Source organism: Micromonospora sp. NPDC005413 (genome assembly GCF_040606435.1).
Taxonomy (GTDB): Bacteria; Actinomycetota; Actinomycetes; order Mycobacteriales; family Micromonosporaceae; genus Micromonospora.
In genome coordinates this window covers 134,604-150,199 of the sequence record NZ_JBEXEV010000013.1, presented here as the reverse complement: position 1 = coordinate 150,199, position 15,596 = coordinate 134,604, and the positions used below count along the sequence as shown (strand labels likewise).

14 protein-coding genes are annotated in these 15,596 nt (G+C 72.2%); 11 read left to right on the top strand and 3 right to left on the bottom strand.

The window, feature by feature from the left end; translation table 11 throughout:
- Window positions 1-242: 242 nt before the first annotated feature.
- The gene (locus tag ABZS37_RS17085; RefSeq protein WP_355169943.1) at window positions 243-812 is read left to right on the top strand and encodes an RNA polymerase sigma factor; all 570 of its coding nucleotides are present in this window, start codon (window positions 243-245) and stop codon (window positions 810-812) included.
- The gene (locus ABZS37_RS17080) at window positions 809-1,882 is read left to right on the top strand and encodes a hypothetical protein (RefSeq protein WP_355169941.1); all 1,074 of its coding nucleotides are present in this window, start codon (window positions 809-811) and stop codon (window positions 1,880-1,882) included. Before ABZS37_RS17085 ends, ABZS37_RS17080 begins: the two co-directional genes overlap by 4 nt.
- Window positions 1,883-1,938: 56 nt before the next feature.
- Here the strand turns inward: ABZS37_RS17080 and ABZS37_RS17075 are convergent, their stop codons facing one another.
- Entirely contained in the window at window positions 1,939-3,345 is a 1,407-nt protein-coding gene (locus ABZS37_RS17075; RefSeq protein WP_355169939.1) for a lysine 2,3-aminomutase, read from the bottom strand.
- A gap of 152 nt (window positions 3,346-3,497) precedes the next feature.
- On the opposite strand from ABZS37_RS17075, the gene ABZS37_RS17070 reads away from it, so the two are divergent.
- The 9 genes from ABZS37_RS17070 to ABZS37_RS17030 all read left to right on the top strand — a co-directional run bounded on the left by ABZS37_RS17070 (window position 3,498) and on the right by ABZS37_RS17030 (window position 13,765).
- Window positions 3,498-4,547: a zinc-binding alcohol dehydrogenase gene (locus tag ABZS37_RS17070; RefSeq protein WP_354997797.1), complete on the top strand. Its 1,050-nt coding sequence runs from the start codon at window positions 3,498-3,500 to the stop codon at window positions 4,545-4,547.
- A gap of 4 nt (window positions 4,548-4,551) precedes the next feature.
- The gene (locus ABZS37_RS17065; protein ID WP_355169937.1) at window positions 4,552-6,117 is read left to right on the top strand and encodes an amidohydrolase; all 1,566 of its coding nucleotides are present in this window, start codon (window positions 4,552-4,554) and stop codon (window positions 6,115-6,117) included.
- A gap of 48 nt (window positions 6,118-6,165) precedes the next feature.
- Window positions 6,166-7,722: a lysine 5,6-aminomutase subunit alpha gene (locus ABZS37_RS17060; protein WP_355169935.1), complete on the top strand. Its 1,557-nt coding sequence runs from the start codon at window positions 6,166-6,168 to the stop codon at window positions 7,720-7,722.
- Window positions 7,719-8,468 (top strand): OAM dimerization domain-containing protein, encoded by a 750-nt coding sequence (locus tag ABZS37_RS17055; protein ID WP_355169933.1) that lies wholly within the window; start codon window positions 7,719-7,721, stop codon window positions 8,466-8,468. The genes ABZS37_RS17060 and ABZS37_RS17055 overlap by 4 nt, the downstream gene beginning before the upstream one ends.
- Window positions 8,465-8,857, top strand: a complete 393-nt coding sequence (locus tag ABZS37_RS17050; RefSeq protein WP_355169931.1) for a hotdog domain-containing protein — start codon at window positions 8,465-8,467, stop codon at window positions 8,855-8,857. Before ABZS37_RS17055 ends, ABZS37_RS17050 begins: the two co-directional genes overlap by 4 nt.
- Window positions 8,854-10,191 (top strand): glutamate mutase L, encoded by a 1,338-nt coding sequence (locus ABZS37_RS17045; RefSeq protein WP_355169929.1) that lies wholly within the window; start codon window positions 8,854-8,856, stop codon window positions 10,189-10,191. The genes ABZS37_RS17050 and ABZS37_RS17045 overlap by 4 nt, the downstream gene beginning before the upstream one ends.
- A gap of 533 nt (window positions 10,192-10,724) precedes the next feature.
- Window positions 10,725-12,335 carry an apolipoprotein N-acyltransferase gene (gene lnt, locus ABZS37_RS17040; RefSeq protein ID WP_355169953.1) on the top strand — a complete coding sequence of 537 codons (1,611 nt, stop codon included), beginning with the start codon at window positions 10,725-10,727 and terminating at the stop codon, window positions 12,333-12,335.
- A gap of 34 nt (window positions 12,336-12,369) precedes the next feature.
- Complete coding sequence (locus tag ABZS37_RS17035; protein WP_355169927.1) at window positions 12,370-13,179, top strand: polyprenol monophosphomannose synthase; 810 nt, start codon at window positions 12,370-12,372, stop codon at window positions 13,177-13,179.
- A gap of 67 nt (window positions 13,180-13,246) precedes the next feature.
- Window positions 13,247-13,765, top strand: coding sequence for an FxsA family protein (locus tag ABZS37_RS17030; RefSeq protein WP_355169925.1), 519 nt, complete (start codon window positions 13,247-13,249; stop codon window positions 13,763-13,765).
- Between the two features lie 55 nt (window positions 13,766-13,820).
- Here ABZS37_RS17030 and ABZS37_RS17025 read toward each other — a convergent pair whose 3' ends face one another.
- A complete protein-coding gene (locus tag ABZS37_RS17025; protein ID WP_091636146.1) occupies window positions 13,821-14,162 on the bottom strand; it encodes an RNA polymerase-binding protein RbpA in 342 nt (113 codons plus the stop codon).
- 238 nt (window positions 14,163-14,400) lie between these two features.
- Window positions 14,401-15,558, bottom strand: coding sequence for a hypothetical protein (locus ABZS37_RS17020; protein WP_355169923.1), 1,158 nt, complete (start codon window positions 15,556-15,558; stop codon window positions 14,401-14,403).
- Window positions 15,559-15,596 lie beyond the last annotated feature (38 nt).

Sequence of the window (15,596 nt, the reverse complement as noted above, 5' to 3'; positions counted from 1 at the left end):
GTCGCAGAACCAGATACCGGAGACCTCTTCAGTTGTCGATCACCGCCACGCCGTGACCTCGACCCCGCCAGCCTGACTTACGAAACACGCCTTAGGGCAGATCGCTGCCAGTTGATCTCAAGGCACAACGATTCGCCCTAGATCGACGCGTCAAAGGGGCGGGGAGGGGCGGGGAGGGCGTTCCGCGGGGGGCGGGTCGGGCGGCCTGTCACGGTTGGGGTTCTGCCGGACATGGAGTGAACGTGAGCTCCGGCATTGAGTACTACGAGGACCGCTTCCGGCGCGTCTACCTTGAGGGCTTCGAGCCGTTGTTGGCCTACGCGCTGCGGCGTGTCGAGCATCCCGAGGACGCGGCCGACGTCGTCGCGGAGACCTTCCTGGTCGCATGGCGTCGCCGGCATGACATTCCGGCTCACTCCGAAGCTCGCCTCTGGCTGTACGGGGTGGCCCGGCGGGTGTTGGCCAACCATCACCGGGGTGGCATTCGCCGGCAGCGACTGGGTGAGCGGCTACGTGAGCAGATCGTCGCCACGGCCGCCGTCGATCCGGGCAGTGAGGTGCCTGAACGGCTCGCTGTTCGGGCGGTGCTGGCGGGTCTGGGTGAGCTGGACCGGGAGGTGCTGATGCTCACCGTCTGGGAGGGCTTGCAGCCGCGCGAGGTGGCCGCGGTCCTTCAGGTCAGTCCCGCCGCGGTCCGGACTCGACTGTCGCGCGCGAGAGCGAGGCTGCGTGAACTGGTCGGTGACGACCTCGGCCCGCCTGGACATGTACTCGATGTGCTGACCGCAGCCACTCGGAAGGAGGAGAGATGACCGAGGAACAACTTGACCGGCTGGTTCGAGAAGCTGATCCGGCTCGGCTCGACGTCATGGGGCACCTCGGTGGGGTTAAGCAGACCCTCCTGGAGGAGATCATGTCCGAGTCGACGCTCCATCGTTTCGTGGAACAACCGCAACGCCGATCGACGGTGGGACGCCACGTTCGTCGCTTCGCCGGCGCGGCGACGGTGGCCGCGGTAGTCGCCGGTGTGCTTTCCGTGTCCATCCTGGTGCGGGAGCCTGAGGAGTTGGGTGAGGCGGCTCCCGCGGTTACCGCCAGCGTTCCGGTCGTCTACTCGCCGGTGGCGATGCGGGCCGCCGAGAAGAATCCACGGTTACTGATCAACCAGCCTGGCTGGAAGGCGACCACCGTGTACGGGTTCGCGCAGGAGTCTGGCACCATCGCGTTTCGGAGAGGTGAGCGCGAGCTGGAGATGAACTGGTATCCGGCTGACTCCTACGCGGTCCGTTACGCCGACCGGCTTGACATCAGTCGGGCGGAGACGGTGGAGGTCGACGGTTGGCCGGGTGATCTGTTCCGGTATTCGGCCAGAGACTTCGCGGTGATACTCCGTCCCCGCGATGGCGTTTACGTTGAGATGCGTACCGGGGACAACTGGTCGCGGAAGGAGTTCGACCGGGTCCTCGCGGCCGTCGTCCGCGTCGACGCGCGTACGTGGTTGGGTGCGCTTCCGCCGGAGATTGTCATTCCTGAGCGGGTTCAGGCGCGGGCCGCCGAGGTGCTCGCCGACGTGCCGCTTCCGCCGGGTTTCGACGTCGCGGCACTGGGCGACGTGGGCATCAACGATTCCTACCAGTTCGGTGCCGCCGTGACGTCGCGGGTCGGCTGCACGTGGATCGCGGAGTGGCAGCGGGCGAAGGCGAGCGGGGACGACGCCGCGGTGCGGCGGGCCGCTGACGCGCTGCGGAGCAGCCACGGGTGGCGGGTGCTGCACCAGATGAACGAGCGCGGTGACTGGCCGGAGGTGTTCTGGGAGTACGCCGACGAGGTCGCGGCCGGGACGCTGCCGGCCGGATACGTCCAGGGCCTGGGCTGTCGGTGACGGGGGACGGCGACACCCCCGGAAGGTGGGCTTCCGGGGGTGTCGCCGTCGGTGGGTCAGTCGTCGCGGTGGTCGTTCCACCACTGCTGCCCGCCCTCGGGCAGGGTGTCGATCGGGTCGTAGTAGGCGTAGCGCTTGTTGAGCGCCTCCAGGTCGGCGGACTCGATGGAGGTGCGGTAGTTCTTGGTCCAGTAGGAGATGCCGCGCTCACGGTCGTAGTCGGTGAGCATGTGCACCCAGCGCTTGCCGACGAACGGGACGTCGCAGACGATCCGGGGGGTGGCGTAGCCGGGGAGGTAGCCCATGATGTCGTGCTGGAGTTGCTGGGCGTGCCAGACCGGCACCCGCCAGTGCTCGGCGTTGGGGATCATGTCGCACATGTAGAAGTAGTACGGCAGGATCCCGGCTTCGCCCTGCAGCGCGAAGCAGAGGTCGAGCAGCTCGGGGGTGGTGGCGTTGACGCCGCGCATGAGCACGCCCTGGTTGCGGACGTCGCGGACGCCGACGTCGAGGGCGGTCTGGGCGGCCTTGGCGACCAGCGGGGTGAGTGACTGGGCGTGGTTGACGTGGGTGTGGATGGCGAGGTTGACGCCGCGTCGGGCGGCGGTGCGGGCGACGCGTTCGAGGCCTTCGACGACATCGGGCTGCAGCCAGTGCTGGGGGAGGCCCATGAGGGCCTTGGTGGCGAGCCGGATGTCGCGGACGGTGTCCAGTTCCAGCAGGCGCATCAGGTACGACTCGAGGTTGCGCCAGGGGACGTTGGCCACGTCGCCGCCGGAGACGACGACGTCGCGTACGCCGGGGTGGGCTTTGAGGTAGCTGATGTGGGCGTCGTAGCGGTCGACGGGCTTGAGGGTGAGTTTGAGCTTGTCGACGGCGGGGGTGGAGTTGCCGACGAGGTCCATGCGGGTGCAGTGCCCGCAGTACTGGGGGCAGGTGGAGAGCAGCTCCGCGAGGACCTTGGTGGGGTAGCGGTGGGTGAGCCCTTCGGCGACCCACATGTCGTGCTCGTGCAGGCTGTCGCGGCTGGCGTAGGGGTGTGACGGCCAGTCGGTGCGTCGGTCGGAGGCGACCGGGATCATGTAGCGGCGGATGGGGTCGGCGAGCAGCGCCTCGGTGGTGAGGGGCGCGAACGGCACCATCGTGTTGATCATTTGGGGTGGCACGAGCATCGACATGGTGGCGAGGGCCTGCTGGTCGGCCTCAAGGTCGGTGTAGAAGCTGTCGTCGATGAGGTCGCCGAAGACGGTGCGGAGCTGCTTGATGTTCTTGACGCAGTTGACGCGCTGCCACTGGGCGGATTCCCACTGGTCGCGGGTGACGTGGCGCCATCCGGGGAAGCGGGTCCAGTCGGGTTCGACCAGGGGGCGGCGGTGGTATTCGTAGGGCTGCCCGGCGGTCGGTACGGCGACCGGGGCGTGACGGGGTTGAGGGATGGTCTCAACCGGTTGGGTCTGGGTCACGGCCCCTCCTCGGTGTTGTGGCTGATCATTGGGCTCGAAGGCTACTGGAAAATATTCGGTACAGAAACTAGTCTGCCGTAAGTTTTCCCGTTACGCGAGCCTTGACCGGGGCTTCGGGCGGCTGGACAGGGGAGGTCGGCGTGACGTCACCGGTGGGACTGCACCGCGTCGTGCAACCGGCGGGGGTGCTGCCGCAGGCGGCTTGGCGCCTGGACGCATCGGCGGCGATCGGGCCGAACGAGGTGCGGATCCGGGTGCAGCGGCTGAACCTGGACGCGGCGAGCTTCCGGCAGTTGTCGGAGAAGCACGGCGGGGACGGCGACGCGGTCCGCGCCGAGGTGCTGGAGATCATTTCGACCCGGGGGAAGATGCAGAACCCGGTGACCGGCTCTGGCGGGATGTTGATCGGCACGGTCGAGGAGGCCGGTCGGCGTTCCCCGCTCGGGCTCAAGCCGGGGCAGCGGGTCGCGACCCTGGTGTCGTTGACGCTGACCCCGCTGGTGGTGACCGACGGGCTGGCCCGCTGGGACGGGCGTAGCGAGCAGGTGCCCTGTGACGGGTGGGCGATCCTGTTCGCCCGTTCCATCGCGGCGGTGCTGCCGGACGACGAGGACCCGCAGTTGTCCCTGGCGGTGCTGGACGTGTGCGGGGCTCCCGCGCTGACCGCGCGGGTGGTGTCGCGCTACGTCGAGGATCGTCGCCGGACCGGTGATCCGACGCCGGTGCGGGTCGCGGTGATCGGTGGGGCGGGCAAGAGCGGGTCGTTGTCCCTCGCCTCGGCGCGGCGGGCGGGCGCCGCGCGTACCGTCGGGGTGGTGCCGGTGGCGGCGGAGCGTGACGCGCTGGTGGCCGCGGGTCTGGCGTCGGTGGTGGCGTTGGCCGACGCCCGGGACCCGGTGGGGCTGTCCACGGCGGTGACCACCGCCCTGGGTGCCCCGGCGGACGTCACGGTGGTCTGCGTGGACGTGCCGGGGTGTGAGCACGGTGCGGTGCTGGCCACCGCGGACGGCGGCACAGTGATCTTCTTCTCGATGGCGACGAGCTTCTCCGCCGCCGCGTTGGGCGCGGAGGGGTTGGCTGCGGACGTGACGATGCTGGTGGGCAACGGTTATGTGCCGGGGCACGCGGAGCTGGCGTTGGGGCTGTTGCGCGCCGAGCCGGGGGTCCGTCAGCTGTTCACGGCGCGGATCGCGGCAGACTGAGGTCATGACGAACCCCTCGACGTTGTACCGCGGCGGCGTGCTGCACTGCCCCGCCGACCCGAGCGCGACCGCGCTGGTGGTGTCCGGTGGGCGGATCGCCTGGTTGGGGACCGACGGTGACGCGCCGCCGGCCGACCGGGTGGTGGACCTGGGTGGGGCGTTGGTGACGCCGGCCTTCGTCGACGCGCACGTGCACGCCACCGACACCGGGTTGGCGTTGTCCGGGCTGGAGTTGTCCGGGGTGCGCTCGGCGGGGCAGTTGCTCGACGCGGTGGGCAGGTTCGCGGCAGGTCTGCCGGCGGACGCGGTGGTGCTGGGGCACGGCTGGGACGAGTCGGGCTGGTCAGACCCGACGTTGCCCGACGCGGCGGCGCTGGACCGGGCGGCCGGTGGGCGGCGGGTGTACCTGTCGCAGGCCTCGATCCATTCGGCGTTGGTGTCGTCGGCGCTGCTGGCGGCGTGCCCGCAGGTGGTGGACTCGGCGGGTTACGACGCGTCGGGGTGGTTGCGTCGGGACGCGCATCACGTGGTGCGGGCCGCGGCGCAGGGGTCGGTGAGTCGGGCGCAGCGGGTCGCCGCGCAGCGGGTGGCACTGTCGCACGCGGCGTCGCTGGGTATCGCGGCGGTCCATGAGTGCGGTGGTCCGGAGATCTCCGACGAGGAGGACTTCACGGGCCTGCTGGGCATCTCCGGTGCGGGGTTGCCGGAGGTGTACGGGTACTGGGGTGAGCTGGGCGGCGCGGCGCGGGCCCGGGAGTTGGGTGCGGTGGGCGCCGGCGGTGACCTGTTCGCCGATGGGGCGTTGGGTTCGCGGACGGCGCACGTGTCGCAGGCGTACGGCGATGGTGACGGCTGTGGGCACGGGTACCTCACGGTCGAGCAGGTGCGGGATCACCTGCTGGACTGCGCGGCGCACGGCATGCAGGGCGGGTTCCACGCGATCGGTGACGCCGCGATCGGCACGGTGCTGGAGGGTTTCGCGGGGGCGGCGCGGACGCTGGGTGTGGAGAAGTTGCGCGCGGCCCGGCACCGCATCGAGCACGCGGAGATCATGAACAAGCGGCTGATCGCCGGGTTCGTGGAGTACGGGGTCGTGGCGAGCATGCAGCCGGCGTTCGACCGGTTGTGGGGCGGCGCGGGCCGGATGTACGAGTCGCGGCTGGGTCTGGACCGGTCGTTGGAGTCGAACCCGATGGGTGCGATGCACGGAGTGGGTGTGACGTTGGCGTTCGGGTCGGATTCGCCGGTGACGCCGCTGGACCCGTGGGGGTCGGTGCGGGCGGCGGCGGCGCACCACAATCCGGCGCAGCGGATGAGTGTGCGGGCGGCGTTCGCCGCGCACACCCGTGGTGGTTGGCGGGCGGTGCACCTGGACGTCGAGGGGGTCCTCGCGTTGGGTGCGCCGGCGACGTTCGCGGTGTGGTCGACGCCGGCGGGCGTGGAGCGGGGTCTGCCGGTGCTGCTGGCCGAGGACCCGGAGGTGCGGGGTCCGGACGACCCGACGCCGCTGCCGGTGTGCCGGAGCCTGGTGCTGCGCGGTGAGGTCATCTATGAGGAAGGGTCGTCGTGAGCGAGCGAAGCGAGCGAGCCATCAGGCACATGAGCGAGTGGATGGTCGATGAGCAAGCTTGATCTTGATCCGGTGCTGGTGGCGCGAGCGCGGGAGTTGGCGCGCCGGGCTGGGCAGCCGGTGGTGGACCTGGCGCGCAGCCACACCACGGTGTCGGTGGAGCGGGCCGTGCTGCGGCTGGCCGGGGTGACCGGCGCCGACCCGGACGGTATTCCGTGGGTCAACCGGCTCGTCGACGCGGTCGTCGCGGACGTGGGGTTGGGGCACGGGGTGGCGGTGCCGGTGTACGACGCCCTCGCGCGTGAGGGAATCACCGACGTGACGCTGCTGGCGCAGAAGGCCGCGGCCGGGTCGGTGCGCTTCGCCCTGCCCACCGGTCGGGCCGCCACGACCGCCCGGTCGGCGGCACGGAAGGCGGTCGGCGCGGGCATCCGGCGTATCGACCGGCGGCGCGCGGAACGGGACCGCCTCGTGAAGCGTCACGGGGACCCGGCGCAGCGGCCGTGGATCTACCTGATCGTCGCGACCGGGGACATCTACGAGGACATCCCGCAGGCGCAGGCGGCGGCGCGGGCGGGCGCGGACGTGATCGCGGTGATCCGCTCCACCGGGCAGTCGCTGCTGGACTACGTGCCCGAGGGCGCGACCCGGGAGGGGTTCGCCGGCACGTACGCCACGCAGGAGAACTTCCGACTGATGCGCGCGGCGTTGGACGAGTCGTCGAAGGAGTTGGGCCGCTACGTGCGGTTGACCAACTACGCCTCCGGGCTGTGCATGCCGGAGATGGCGGCCCTCGCCGGGTTGGAACGCCTCGACATGATGTTGAACGATTCGATGTACGGGATCCTGTTCCGCGACATCAACCCGATCCGTACGTTCGTCGACCAGCGGTTCTCCCGGCAGGTGCACGCCCGTGCCGGGATCATCATCAACACCGGTGAGGACAACTACCTCACCACCGCCGACGCGGTCGACGAGGCGCACACGGTGACGGTGTCGCAGCTGCTCAACGAGTTCTTCGCGCACGAGGCGGGCCTGGCGGACTGGCAGTTGGGGTTGGGGCACGCGTTCGAGATCAACCCGGAGGTGCCGGAGTCGTTCCGGTTGGAGTTGGCGCACGCGTTGCTGGCCCGGGAGCTGTTCCCCGACGCGCCGCTGAAGTGGATGCCACCGACCAAGCACATGACCGGCGACGTGTTCCGGGGCAACCTGCTCGACGGGTTCTTCAACCTGGCGGGCGCGCTGACCGGTCAGGGCATCCTGCTGGTGGGGATGATGACCGAGGCGGTGGTGACGCCGTGGTTGTCCGACCGGGACATCGCCCTGCAGAACGTGCGGTACGTGCTGGGCGCTGCCGGTGGGCTGCACGAGGACTTCGTGCCCGCGCCGGGCGGGTTCATCCGGCGCCGCGCCAACCAGGTCCTCGGTGAGGCGTTGGACCTGCTGGAGCGCATCGGGGAGCAGACGTTGCTGACGGCGATCGCGGAGGGCACGTTCGGGATCATGAAGCGGCCCGCGGACCGCGGTAAGGGCCTCGCCGGGGTCGCCGCGCACGAGGCCGACTACTGCAACCCGGCCACCGACATCCTGGAAGGGGCAGCGTGAGCGGGGCGATTGTGCGGCCGTACGGGGACACCACCGGTGACGGGATGGTGCAGGTGTCGTTCACCCTCCCGGTGACGCATGACAAGCGGGCCGAGGGCGCGGCTGTGCAGTTGGCCAACCGGATGGGCATCGACCCGGCGATGGTGGTGCACGCCAAGCCGATGGGTGACGGGTTCACCTTCTTCGTCGTCTACGGGCGGGTGAACCATCTGGTCGACCTGGACGCGGTGCAGGTCGTGGAACGGGACTTCGCGCTGCTGTCGGCCAAGGAGGTCAACACGGTGGTGAAGCAGCGGTTGCGGCGCAAGCTGTCCGTGGTCGGGGCGTGCATCGGCACCGACGCGCACACCGTGGGCATCGACGCGATCCTCAACGTCAAGGGCATCGCGGGGGAGAAGGGCCTGGAGTACTACCGGGAGTTGAAGGTCACCAACATGGGTGCGCAGGTCAGCGTGCCGGAGCTGGTGGAGGCCGCCCGGGTGGAGAAGGCCGACGCGGTGCTCGTGTCGCAGGTCGTCACCCAACGCGACGCGCACCTGCACAACACCCGGGAGATGTCCGCGGCGTTCCGCGAGGCGATGCCGGCGGGGCGGCGGCCGCTGCTGATCGTCGGCGGTCCCCGGTTCGACGAGTCGATGACCGACGAGTTGGGCGTGGACCGGATCTTCGGGCGGGGCACCACGCCCGGCGAGGTGGCCAGCTACCTCGTGCACGCCCTGATCACGCAGCGAAAGGCGATGGCATGACCGACTCCAGGCTCGGATTGACCGTGACGCACCGGCGGTACGTGCCGTACTCCCACGCCCACTACGCCGGCAACCTCGTCGACGGGGCGTACGCCCTCGGACTGTTCGGCGACGTCGCCACGGAGGTGTGCATCCAGACTGACGGCGACGAGGGCCTGTTCGCCGGGTACTCCGACGTGCGGTTCAGCGCGCCCATCCGCGCCGGTGACGTGGTCGAGGTGACCGCGCGGGTGTCCCGGGTGGGTTCCCGCAGCCGCACCCTGGAGCTGTCCTGCGCGGTGGTGTGCCGGGGCCGCCCGGACCGCTCCGAGTCCGCCGCCGAGGTCCTGGACCCGCCGATCGTCGCGGTCACCGCGACCGGCACCGTGGTCGTTCCCGCCGCGTCGTGACCCTGGCGGTCTGCGCGGACGTCGGCTCCACGTACACCAAGGTGGCGGTGGTGGACCTGGCCGCCGGTGTGCTGGTGGGCGCGGCGGCCGCACCGACGACGGTGGGTACCGACGTGCTGCACGGCCTGGACGCCGCGGTCGCGGCGGCCACCGTCGGCCTCGGCGCCCGGAACGCGCCGTGGTACGTCTGCTCGTCGGCCGGCGGTGGGCTGCGGCTGGCCGTGATCGGCTACGAGCCGCTGGTCACCGCGCAGGCGGGCCGACGGGTCGGGTTGTCCGCCGGCGCGCACGTGGTGCACGTGGCAGCCGGTCGGCTCGGCGCGGCGGACCTGGGGGCGCTGCGGGCCGCCCGACCCGACGTCGTGCTGCTGGTCGGTGGCACCGACGGCGGTGACGCCGACACGATCACCCACAACGCGACCCGGCTGGCCCGCGCCCGGTGGCGGGTGCCGGTCGTGTACGCCGGCAACGGCGACGTACGCGAGCAGCTCACCGGGCTGCTGGAGGCCGCCGGGGTGCCGGTGACGGGCGCGGAGAACGTCCTGCCACGCATCGGGGTGCTCGCGCCGACGTCGGCACGGGCGGCGATTCGCGCGGTGTTCCTGCGCCACGTCATCGGCGGTAAACGGCTGTCGAAGGGCACCCGGTTCGCGCGGCTGGTGCGGGCGGCCACCCCCGACGCGGTGCTCACCGGTGTGGAGGTGCTCGCCGACACCATCGGCGGTGACCTCGCCGTGGTCGACGTGGGTGGGGCCACCACCGACGTGTACTCGGTGCTCACCCCCGACGAGCGGGCCACCGGGCCGGGTCGGGAGGTCGCCGGCAGCCTGTGGCGGGCCCGCACCGTGGAGGGCGACCTGGGCATGCGCTGGAGCGCCCCTGGTGTGGTCCGTGCCGCCGCCGAGGAGCGGCTGCTCGTCGCGGGTGAGTCCGACGACCTGACGGCCGCAGCGGCGCGCCGGGCCGCCGACCCGGCGTTCCTGGCCGTCGACGACGCCGAGCGGGCCGTGGACCGGCGCATCGCCACCCTCGCGGCGACGGTGGCGTTGCGGCGGCACGCCCGCGGTGCCGCCACGGGCGAGCGGGCCGGGCGGGACCTGCGCGACGTGCGGCTGCTGGTGGGTTCCGGTGGGGTGCTGCGACACGCGCCGCCGGACACGTCCGGGCAGGTGTTGGCGGCGGTCCTCGCCGACCACGCCGGCGGATGGGCGTTGCCGCGCGCCGCCGCCGCGGTGGTCGACGCCGACTATGTGCTGGCCGCCGGGGGGTTGCTCGCCGAGGAGCATCGGGCGGCGGCGGGGGCGTTGCTGCGCCACCATTTGCGGACGTATTGAGACTCGCCGACCCGACACGCCGTGGCGCAACACACGACAGGCCGGGGGTGGGTTGACAACCGACGGGGGTCGGCACGTACCGTCTTTGAGTCCTACCACGGGAAGCGGCTGTTGTTCGCTTCGTCCCTTCGTCCGCTGGCCGAGCGACATTTTTGAGCGTCATCGTCGCGGCGGCCAGGTCCAGCGGGCGGGGGTCGGCGGGGCGGCGCGAACCGGCCGCGGTTACCGGTGTACGGGCAGGGTGAGGTGCACGGCCAGTAGACAACGGCCCGGCGGGGGCAGCCAGTCCGCGTCCGGTCGGTCCGAAGGTCGTCGTGCCTCATTCTCGCCACACCGGCCGGGAAGGGCCTGGGAGCATCGGGGCGCGGCGTGAGCCGCGCCCCGATTTCATGTCCGCTGGGCGGTCTGTGCCCGGCGGCCCGATGCGGCTGGTACACCCGCCAGCCAGGTAGCCTTCGCCCCGTGATCGAGGTGAAGCGGTGACGACCCTGGACCGGGATGAGACCCACACCCCGGCAGTGCTGCCCCGGCCGATCGTTACCGGCCAGCCGCTGCCGCTGAGGGTCGCCGCGCCCCTGGCCGTGGCAGCCGGGCTGGCTCTGCTGGTGGCGTTCCCCCCGTACGGGGTGTGGCCGCTCGCGCCGGTCGGGGTGGCGTTGCTGGCCGCCGCCGTGCACCGGCGGCGGTTGCGCGCCGGCGCCGGCCTGGGCTTCCTGACCGGGGTGGCGTTCTTCGGCCCGCTGTTGGCCTGGACGAACCTGCACACCGGCTACCTGCCGTGGGTGCTGCTGTCGCTGCTGCAGGCCGGTTACCTGGCGCTGCTGGGCGCGGCCACCGCCTGGGTGTCCCCGCTGGTCGACCGCAGCCGCTGGGCGTGGCCGGCGCTGACCGGGTTGCTGTGGGTGGGGCAGGAGGCGTTGCGCGACCGCACCCCGTTCGGGGGGTTCCCGTGGGGGCGGCTCGCGTTCAGCCAGGACACCTCACCGCTGCTGCGTCTGGCCTCGCTGGGCGGTGCGCCGCTGGTCACGTTCGTGGTGGCCCTCGTCGGCGGGTTCCTGGTCACCGCCGCCTGGCAGGGCTGGGTCGCCGCCCGCGCGACGCCGCAGGACGACGTCTCGCACGCCGACGGTCCGCAGGGTGGGACGCCGGGGCGGCGGTGGGCGCCGGTGGCCGTACCGGCCGCCGTGGCGGTCGCGCTGACCGCCGGGGGCCTGCTCGTGCCGGTCGCCACCGCCGGGTCGGGCGCCACGGTCACCGTGGCGATCGTGCAGGGCAACGTGCCGCGACTGGGCCTGGACTTCAACGCCCAACGCCAGGCCGTGCTGAACAACCACGTCGACGCCACCATCGAGCTGGCCGCACAGGTCGCCGCCGGCGCGCAACGTCAACCCGACCTGGTGGTGTGGCCGGAGAACTCCAGCGACATCGACCCGCTGCGCAACCCCACCGCCGGGGCGCGGATCACCCAGGCCGCCGACGCGGTCGGCGTGCCGATCCTGGTCGGCGCGGTGCTGCTGGGCCCCGGCGCCGGTGAGGTCCGCAACGTGGGCATCCTGTGGCGGCCCGGCGTCGGCCCCGACCTGGAGCAGCTGTATGCCAAGCGCCACCCGGTGCCGTTCGCCGAGTACGTGCCGCTGCGCGACGTCGCCCGGATGGTCAGCGACAAGGTCGACCTGATCCGGTCGGACTTCGTTCCCGGCAGCACCCCGGGCGTGGTACGCGCCGGCCCGACCGTGCTCGGTGACGTGATCTGCTTCGAGGTCGCCTACGACGAGGTGGTCCGCGACACCGTCATCGGCGGCGCGCAGCTGCTGGTGGTGCAGACCAACAACGCCACCTTCGACGTGGCGGAGGCCCGCCAGCAGATGGCCATGGTGCGTCTGCGGGCGGTGGAGCACGGGCGGCCGGCGTTGATGGCCTCCACGGTCGGGGTGTCCGGGTTCGTCGCCCCCGACGGGCGGGTAAGCGATGCCACCGGGTTCAACACCCGGGAGGTCGTAGTGCGGCAGTTGCGGCTCGACGACGGGACCACCCTCGCCACCCGGCTCGGCTGGTGGCCGGAGGTGGCGCTCGCCGGGCTGGCCGCGGCGGCCCTGATCGGCGCGGCGGTGCTGCGCCGGCGGCAGCGGGTCATGCCCGCCTAGCAACAGCCGGTACGCCGGCGGGAGCGGAGGAACCGTGATCCAGGCGACCGATACGATCCGACGCCCGGACGAGGTGCCCGGTGTGGGCCGGGTGCTGGTGGTGATCCCCACCTACAACGAGGCCGAGAACATCGCCGCGATCGTGGGCCGGGTCCGGAGCGCCGCCCCGGCGGTGCAGATCCTCATCGCCGACGACAACAGCCCCGACGGCACCGGCGCGATCGCCGACGCCCTCGCCGACGGTGACGCGCACGTGCAGGTGCTGCACCGCCACGGCAAAGAGGGCCTCGGCGCGGCGTACCTGGCCGGGTTCGGTTGGGCACGTGAGCGCGGCTACCAGGCGGTCGTGGAGATGGACGCCGACGGCTCGCACGCCCCGGAGGACCTGCCGGCGCTGCTGGACGCCGCCCGCGACGCCGACGTGGTCATCGGGTCGCGGTGGACCAGCGGCGCGCAGGTGGTCAACTGGCCGCTGCGGCGGCTGCTGCTGTCGCGCTGCGGCAACCTGTACGCGCGCCTCGCGCTGGGCATGCCGGTCTCGGACGCCACCGGCGGCTACCGGGTGTACCGGATCAGCGCGTTGGACGCCATCGACCTGGGGTCGGTGACCTCCCAGGGCTACTCGTTCCAGGTGGAGCTGTCGCGGCTGGCGCACCTGGCCGGGGTGCGGATCGTGGAGGTGCCGATCACCTTCGCCGAACGGGAACGCGGGGACAGCAAGATGAGCCCGCGGATCGTGGCGGAGGCGCTGTGGCGGATCACCGCCTGGGGTGTGCGGGACCGGCGGCAGGCGGTACGCCGTGGTCTGCATGGCACCGCCACCGGTCAGGCACGGTGGCCGTGAGCGGAGTCGTGTCATGCTGGATGGACGGGACACGTCAACGGTGTCGCGGGAATGGCGATGAGGTGAGATGCGCCGAGGACTGAGATTCGTACCGTTGGCCCTGTTGCTGGCGGTGGTGGTGGAGCTGGCGGTGTTCGTCGGCGTGGGGCGGGCGCTGGGGTTCGGGGCGGCCGTGCTGCTGGTGTTCGCCGCGTCCCTGCTGGGGCTGGTGCTGCTGCGCCGCGAGGGGATGCGCGCCTGGCGTGGTTTCCGCTCCGCCGCCTCCGCCGGGCAGCCACCGGGTCGGCAGGTGACCGACGGGCTGGTGGGGTTGGCCGGCGCCATGTTGCTGGCGGTGCCCGGTCTGGTCAGCGGGCTGATCGGGTTGCTGCTGCTGGTGCCGCCGGTGCGTCGACTGGCCCGCGCGGGGGTGCAACGCACCACCGAGCGACGGGTGTCGTCGATGGTCGCCGGTGACCTGTTCGGGCCCCGCACGGTCCGGGTGCGCCAGGGTGCGCCGCAACCGGCCCCGCAGCCGGAGCAGCCGGTGGTGGTCGACGGTGGGCGGGCCATCGAGGGCGAGATCATCGAGCCCGGTCGCCACTGAGCACGGACACGACGGCGCCCCCGGGGTCATCCCCGGGGGCGCTGTGTCGTGCGGCTCAGGCGCGGCCGCGGCGGGTACGAACCTCCTGCAGCCGCTCAGCGAGGATGTCCTCGAGCTCGGCGATGGAGCGCCGCTCCAGCAGCATGTCCCAGTGGGTACGCGGCGGCTTGGCCTTCTTCTGCTCTGGCTCGTTGCCGTCGACGAGTCGGGCGACGCTGCCGTCGAACTTGCATTCCCAGGTCATCGGGACCTCGGCGTCGACGGCGAACGGCACCTCGAACTGGTGGCCCTTGGCACAGAGGTACTCGCGGGTCTGACGCGGCGCGAGCTCCGTGTTGCGGTCGGATTCGTAGCTCACCGCGCCAAGGCGGCTTCCGCGCAGCATACGCTCGCCCATGATCGACTTCCCCTCGTTCGTGGTGCTGGTCTTCTGGGTGTAACGGTGCGTTCCCGTCCAGCCATTCCCGCCCGAGGGCGTGAGGCGTCCACGGGTGGGCCGGGACCAAGGGTAGCCGGCCGGGACAGTCACCCGGCCAGGTGATCCCCGGGCGGGTCGCAACGGTGATGTGTATCCGCTGCCACCGGGGATGTTAACCGCTCGACCGCGGCGAAGGTTGCGCTGATGTCCGCGCCGATCAACGGGTGGCGTCGTCGGGAGTGGCGGCGCCGAGGCGGGCCAGCGCCAGCGCCAGGTCGCTCACCTGGTCACCGAGCTGCGCCACCCGCCGCTGGGCCAGGTCCCGGTCGGTTTCGGCGGCGTCGAGCCGTACCGTCAGGGTGGTGACCCGACCCTCGGCGGTGGCCGCCGTCTGCCGGGCCGTGGTCAGCTCGGCGGTGAGCGTGTCGCGGTGCGCGACCGTGGCGGCCAGCTCCGCGCGCAGCCGCGCGGCCAGCTCCGCGGCCTCCTGCCGGGCGTCGTCGGCCTGAAGGGCGGCGACCTGCGCGCGGTCGCGGGCCCGGTCGGCCTGTTCCCGGGCCCGGGCCGCGTCGGCGGCCTCGGCGCGGGTCCGCGCGGCGTCGGCGCGGGCCTGCTCGATCTGCCGCCGCACGTCCTGCACCTCGGCCTGCCACCGCCCGGCCCGCTCGGTCGCCTCGGCAGCGGCCCGGGTGGCCCGCGCGGCGTCGGCGCGTAGCGCGTCGCGCTCAACGGCCAGGTCGGCCACCCGCTGCCGCTCGGTGTCCCGTTCCGCCCGCAGGTCACGCACCTCGCCGCGGGCCTGGTCACGGTCGCGTTCGGCCTGGGTACGCAGCGCCTCGGCGGCGCTGGCGTCGTGCCGCGCCTGGTCACGGGCGGTCTCGGCGCGGTGCGCCCGCTCGTCGGCCGCGGTGGCCTGCCGCACGGCCTGCTCGGCGCGTTGGCGGGCGTCGTCGGCCTCAGCGCGGGCAGCCCGGGCCTGCTCGCGGGAACGCGCCGCGTCGGCCGCCGCGGTCTCGGCGTCGTCGCGGGCCTCGTCGCGTTCGGTCTGGGCCGCGGCGACCTCGGTGGCGGCCTCGGCACGAGCCTGGGCGAGCTGCCGCTGCACACCCACCGGGGACAACTCGGCGTGCAGCGACTCGGTCAACGTCTCGACGACCTGGTCGAGCCGGTCCACCACCTCCCAGGTGCGGGCCACCTGCCCGGGCAGGCCGGGGGCGTTGCGGTGACGCATCCGGCTGTTGCGGGAGGCACGCTGGCAGGCGCCGTCGTTGTCCCGGCAGTAGCGAAACGGTCGACCCGCGCCGACACGCTGCGGCACCGGCTGTCCACAGTGGGCGCACGGACGGGTCTCGGTGGTGGTGGGCTGGGCGTCCATCGAGGTCGCAGTCTAGTGCCGGGCCGTCGACGGTCGCA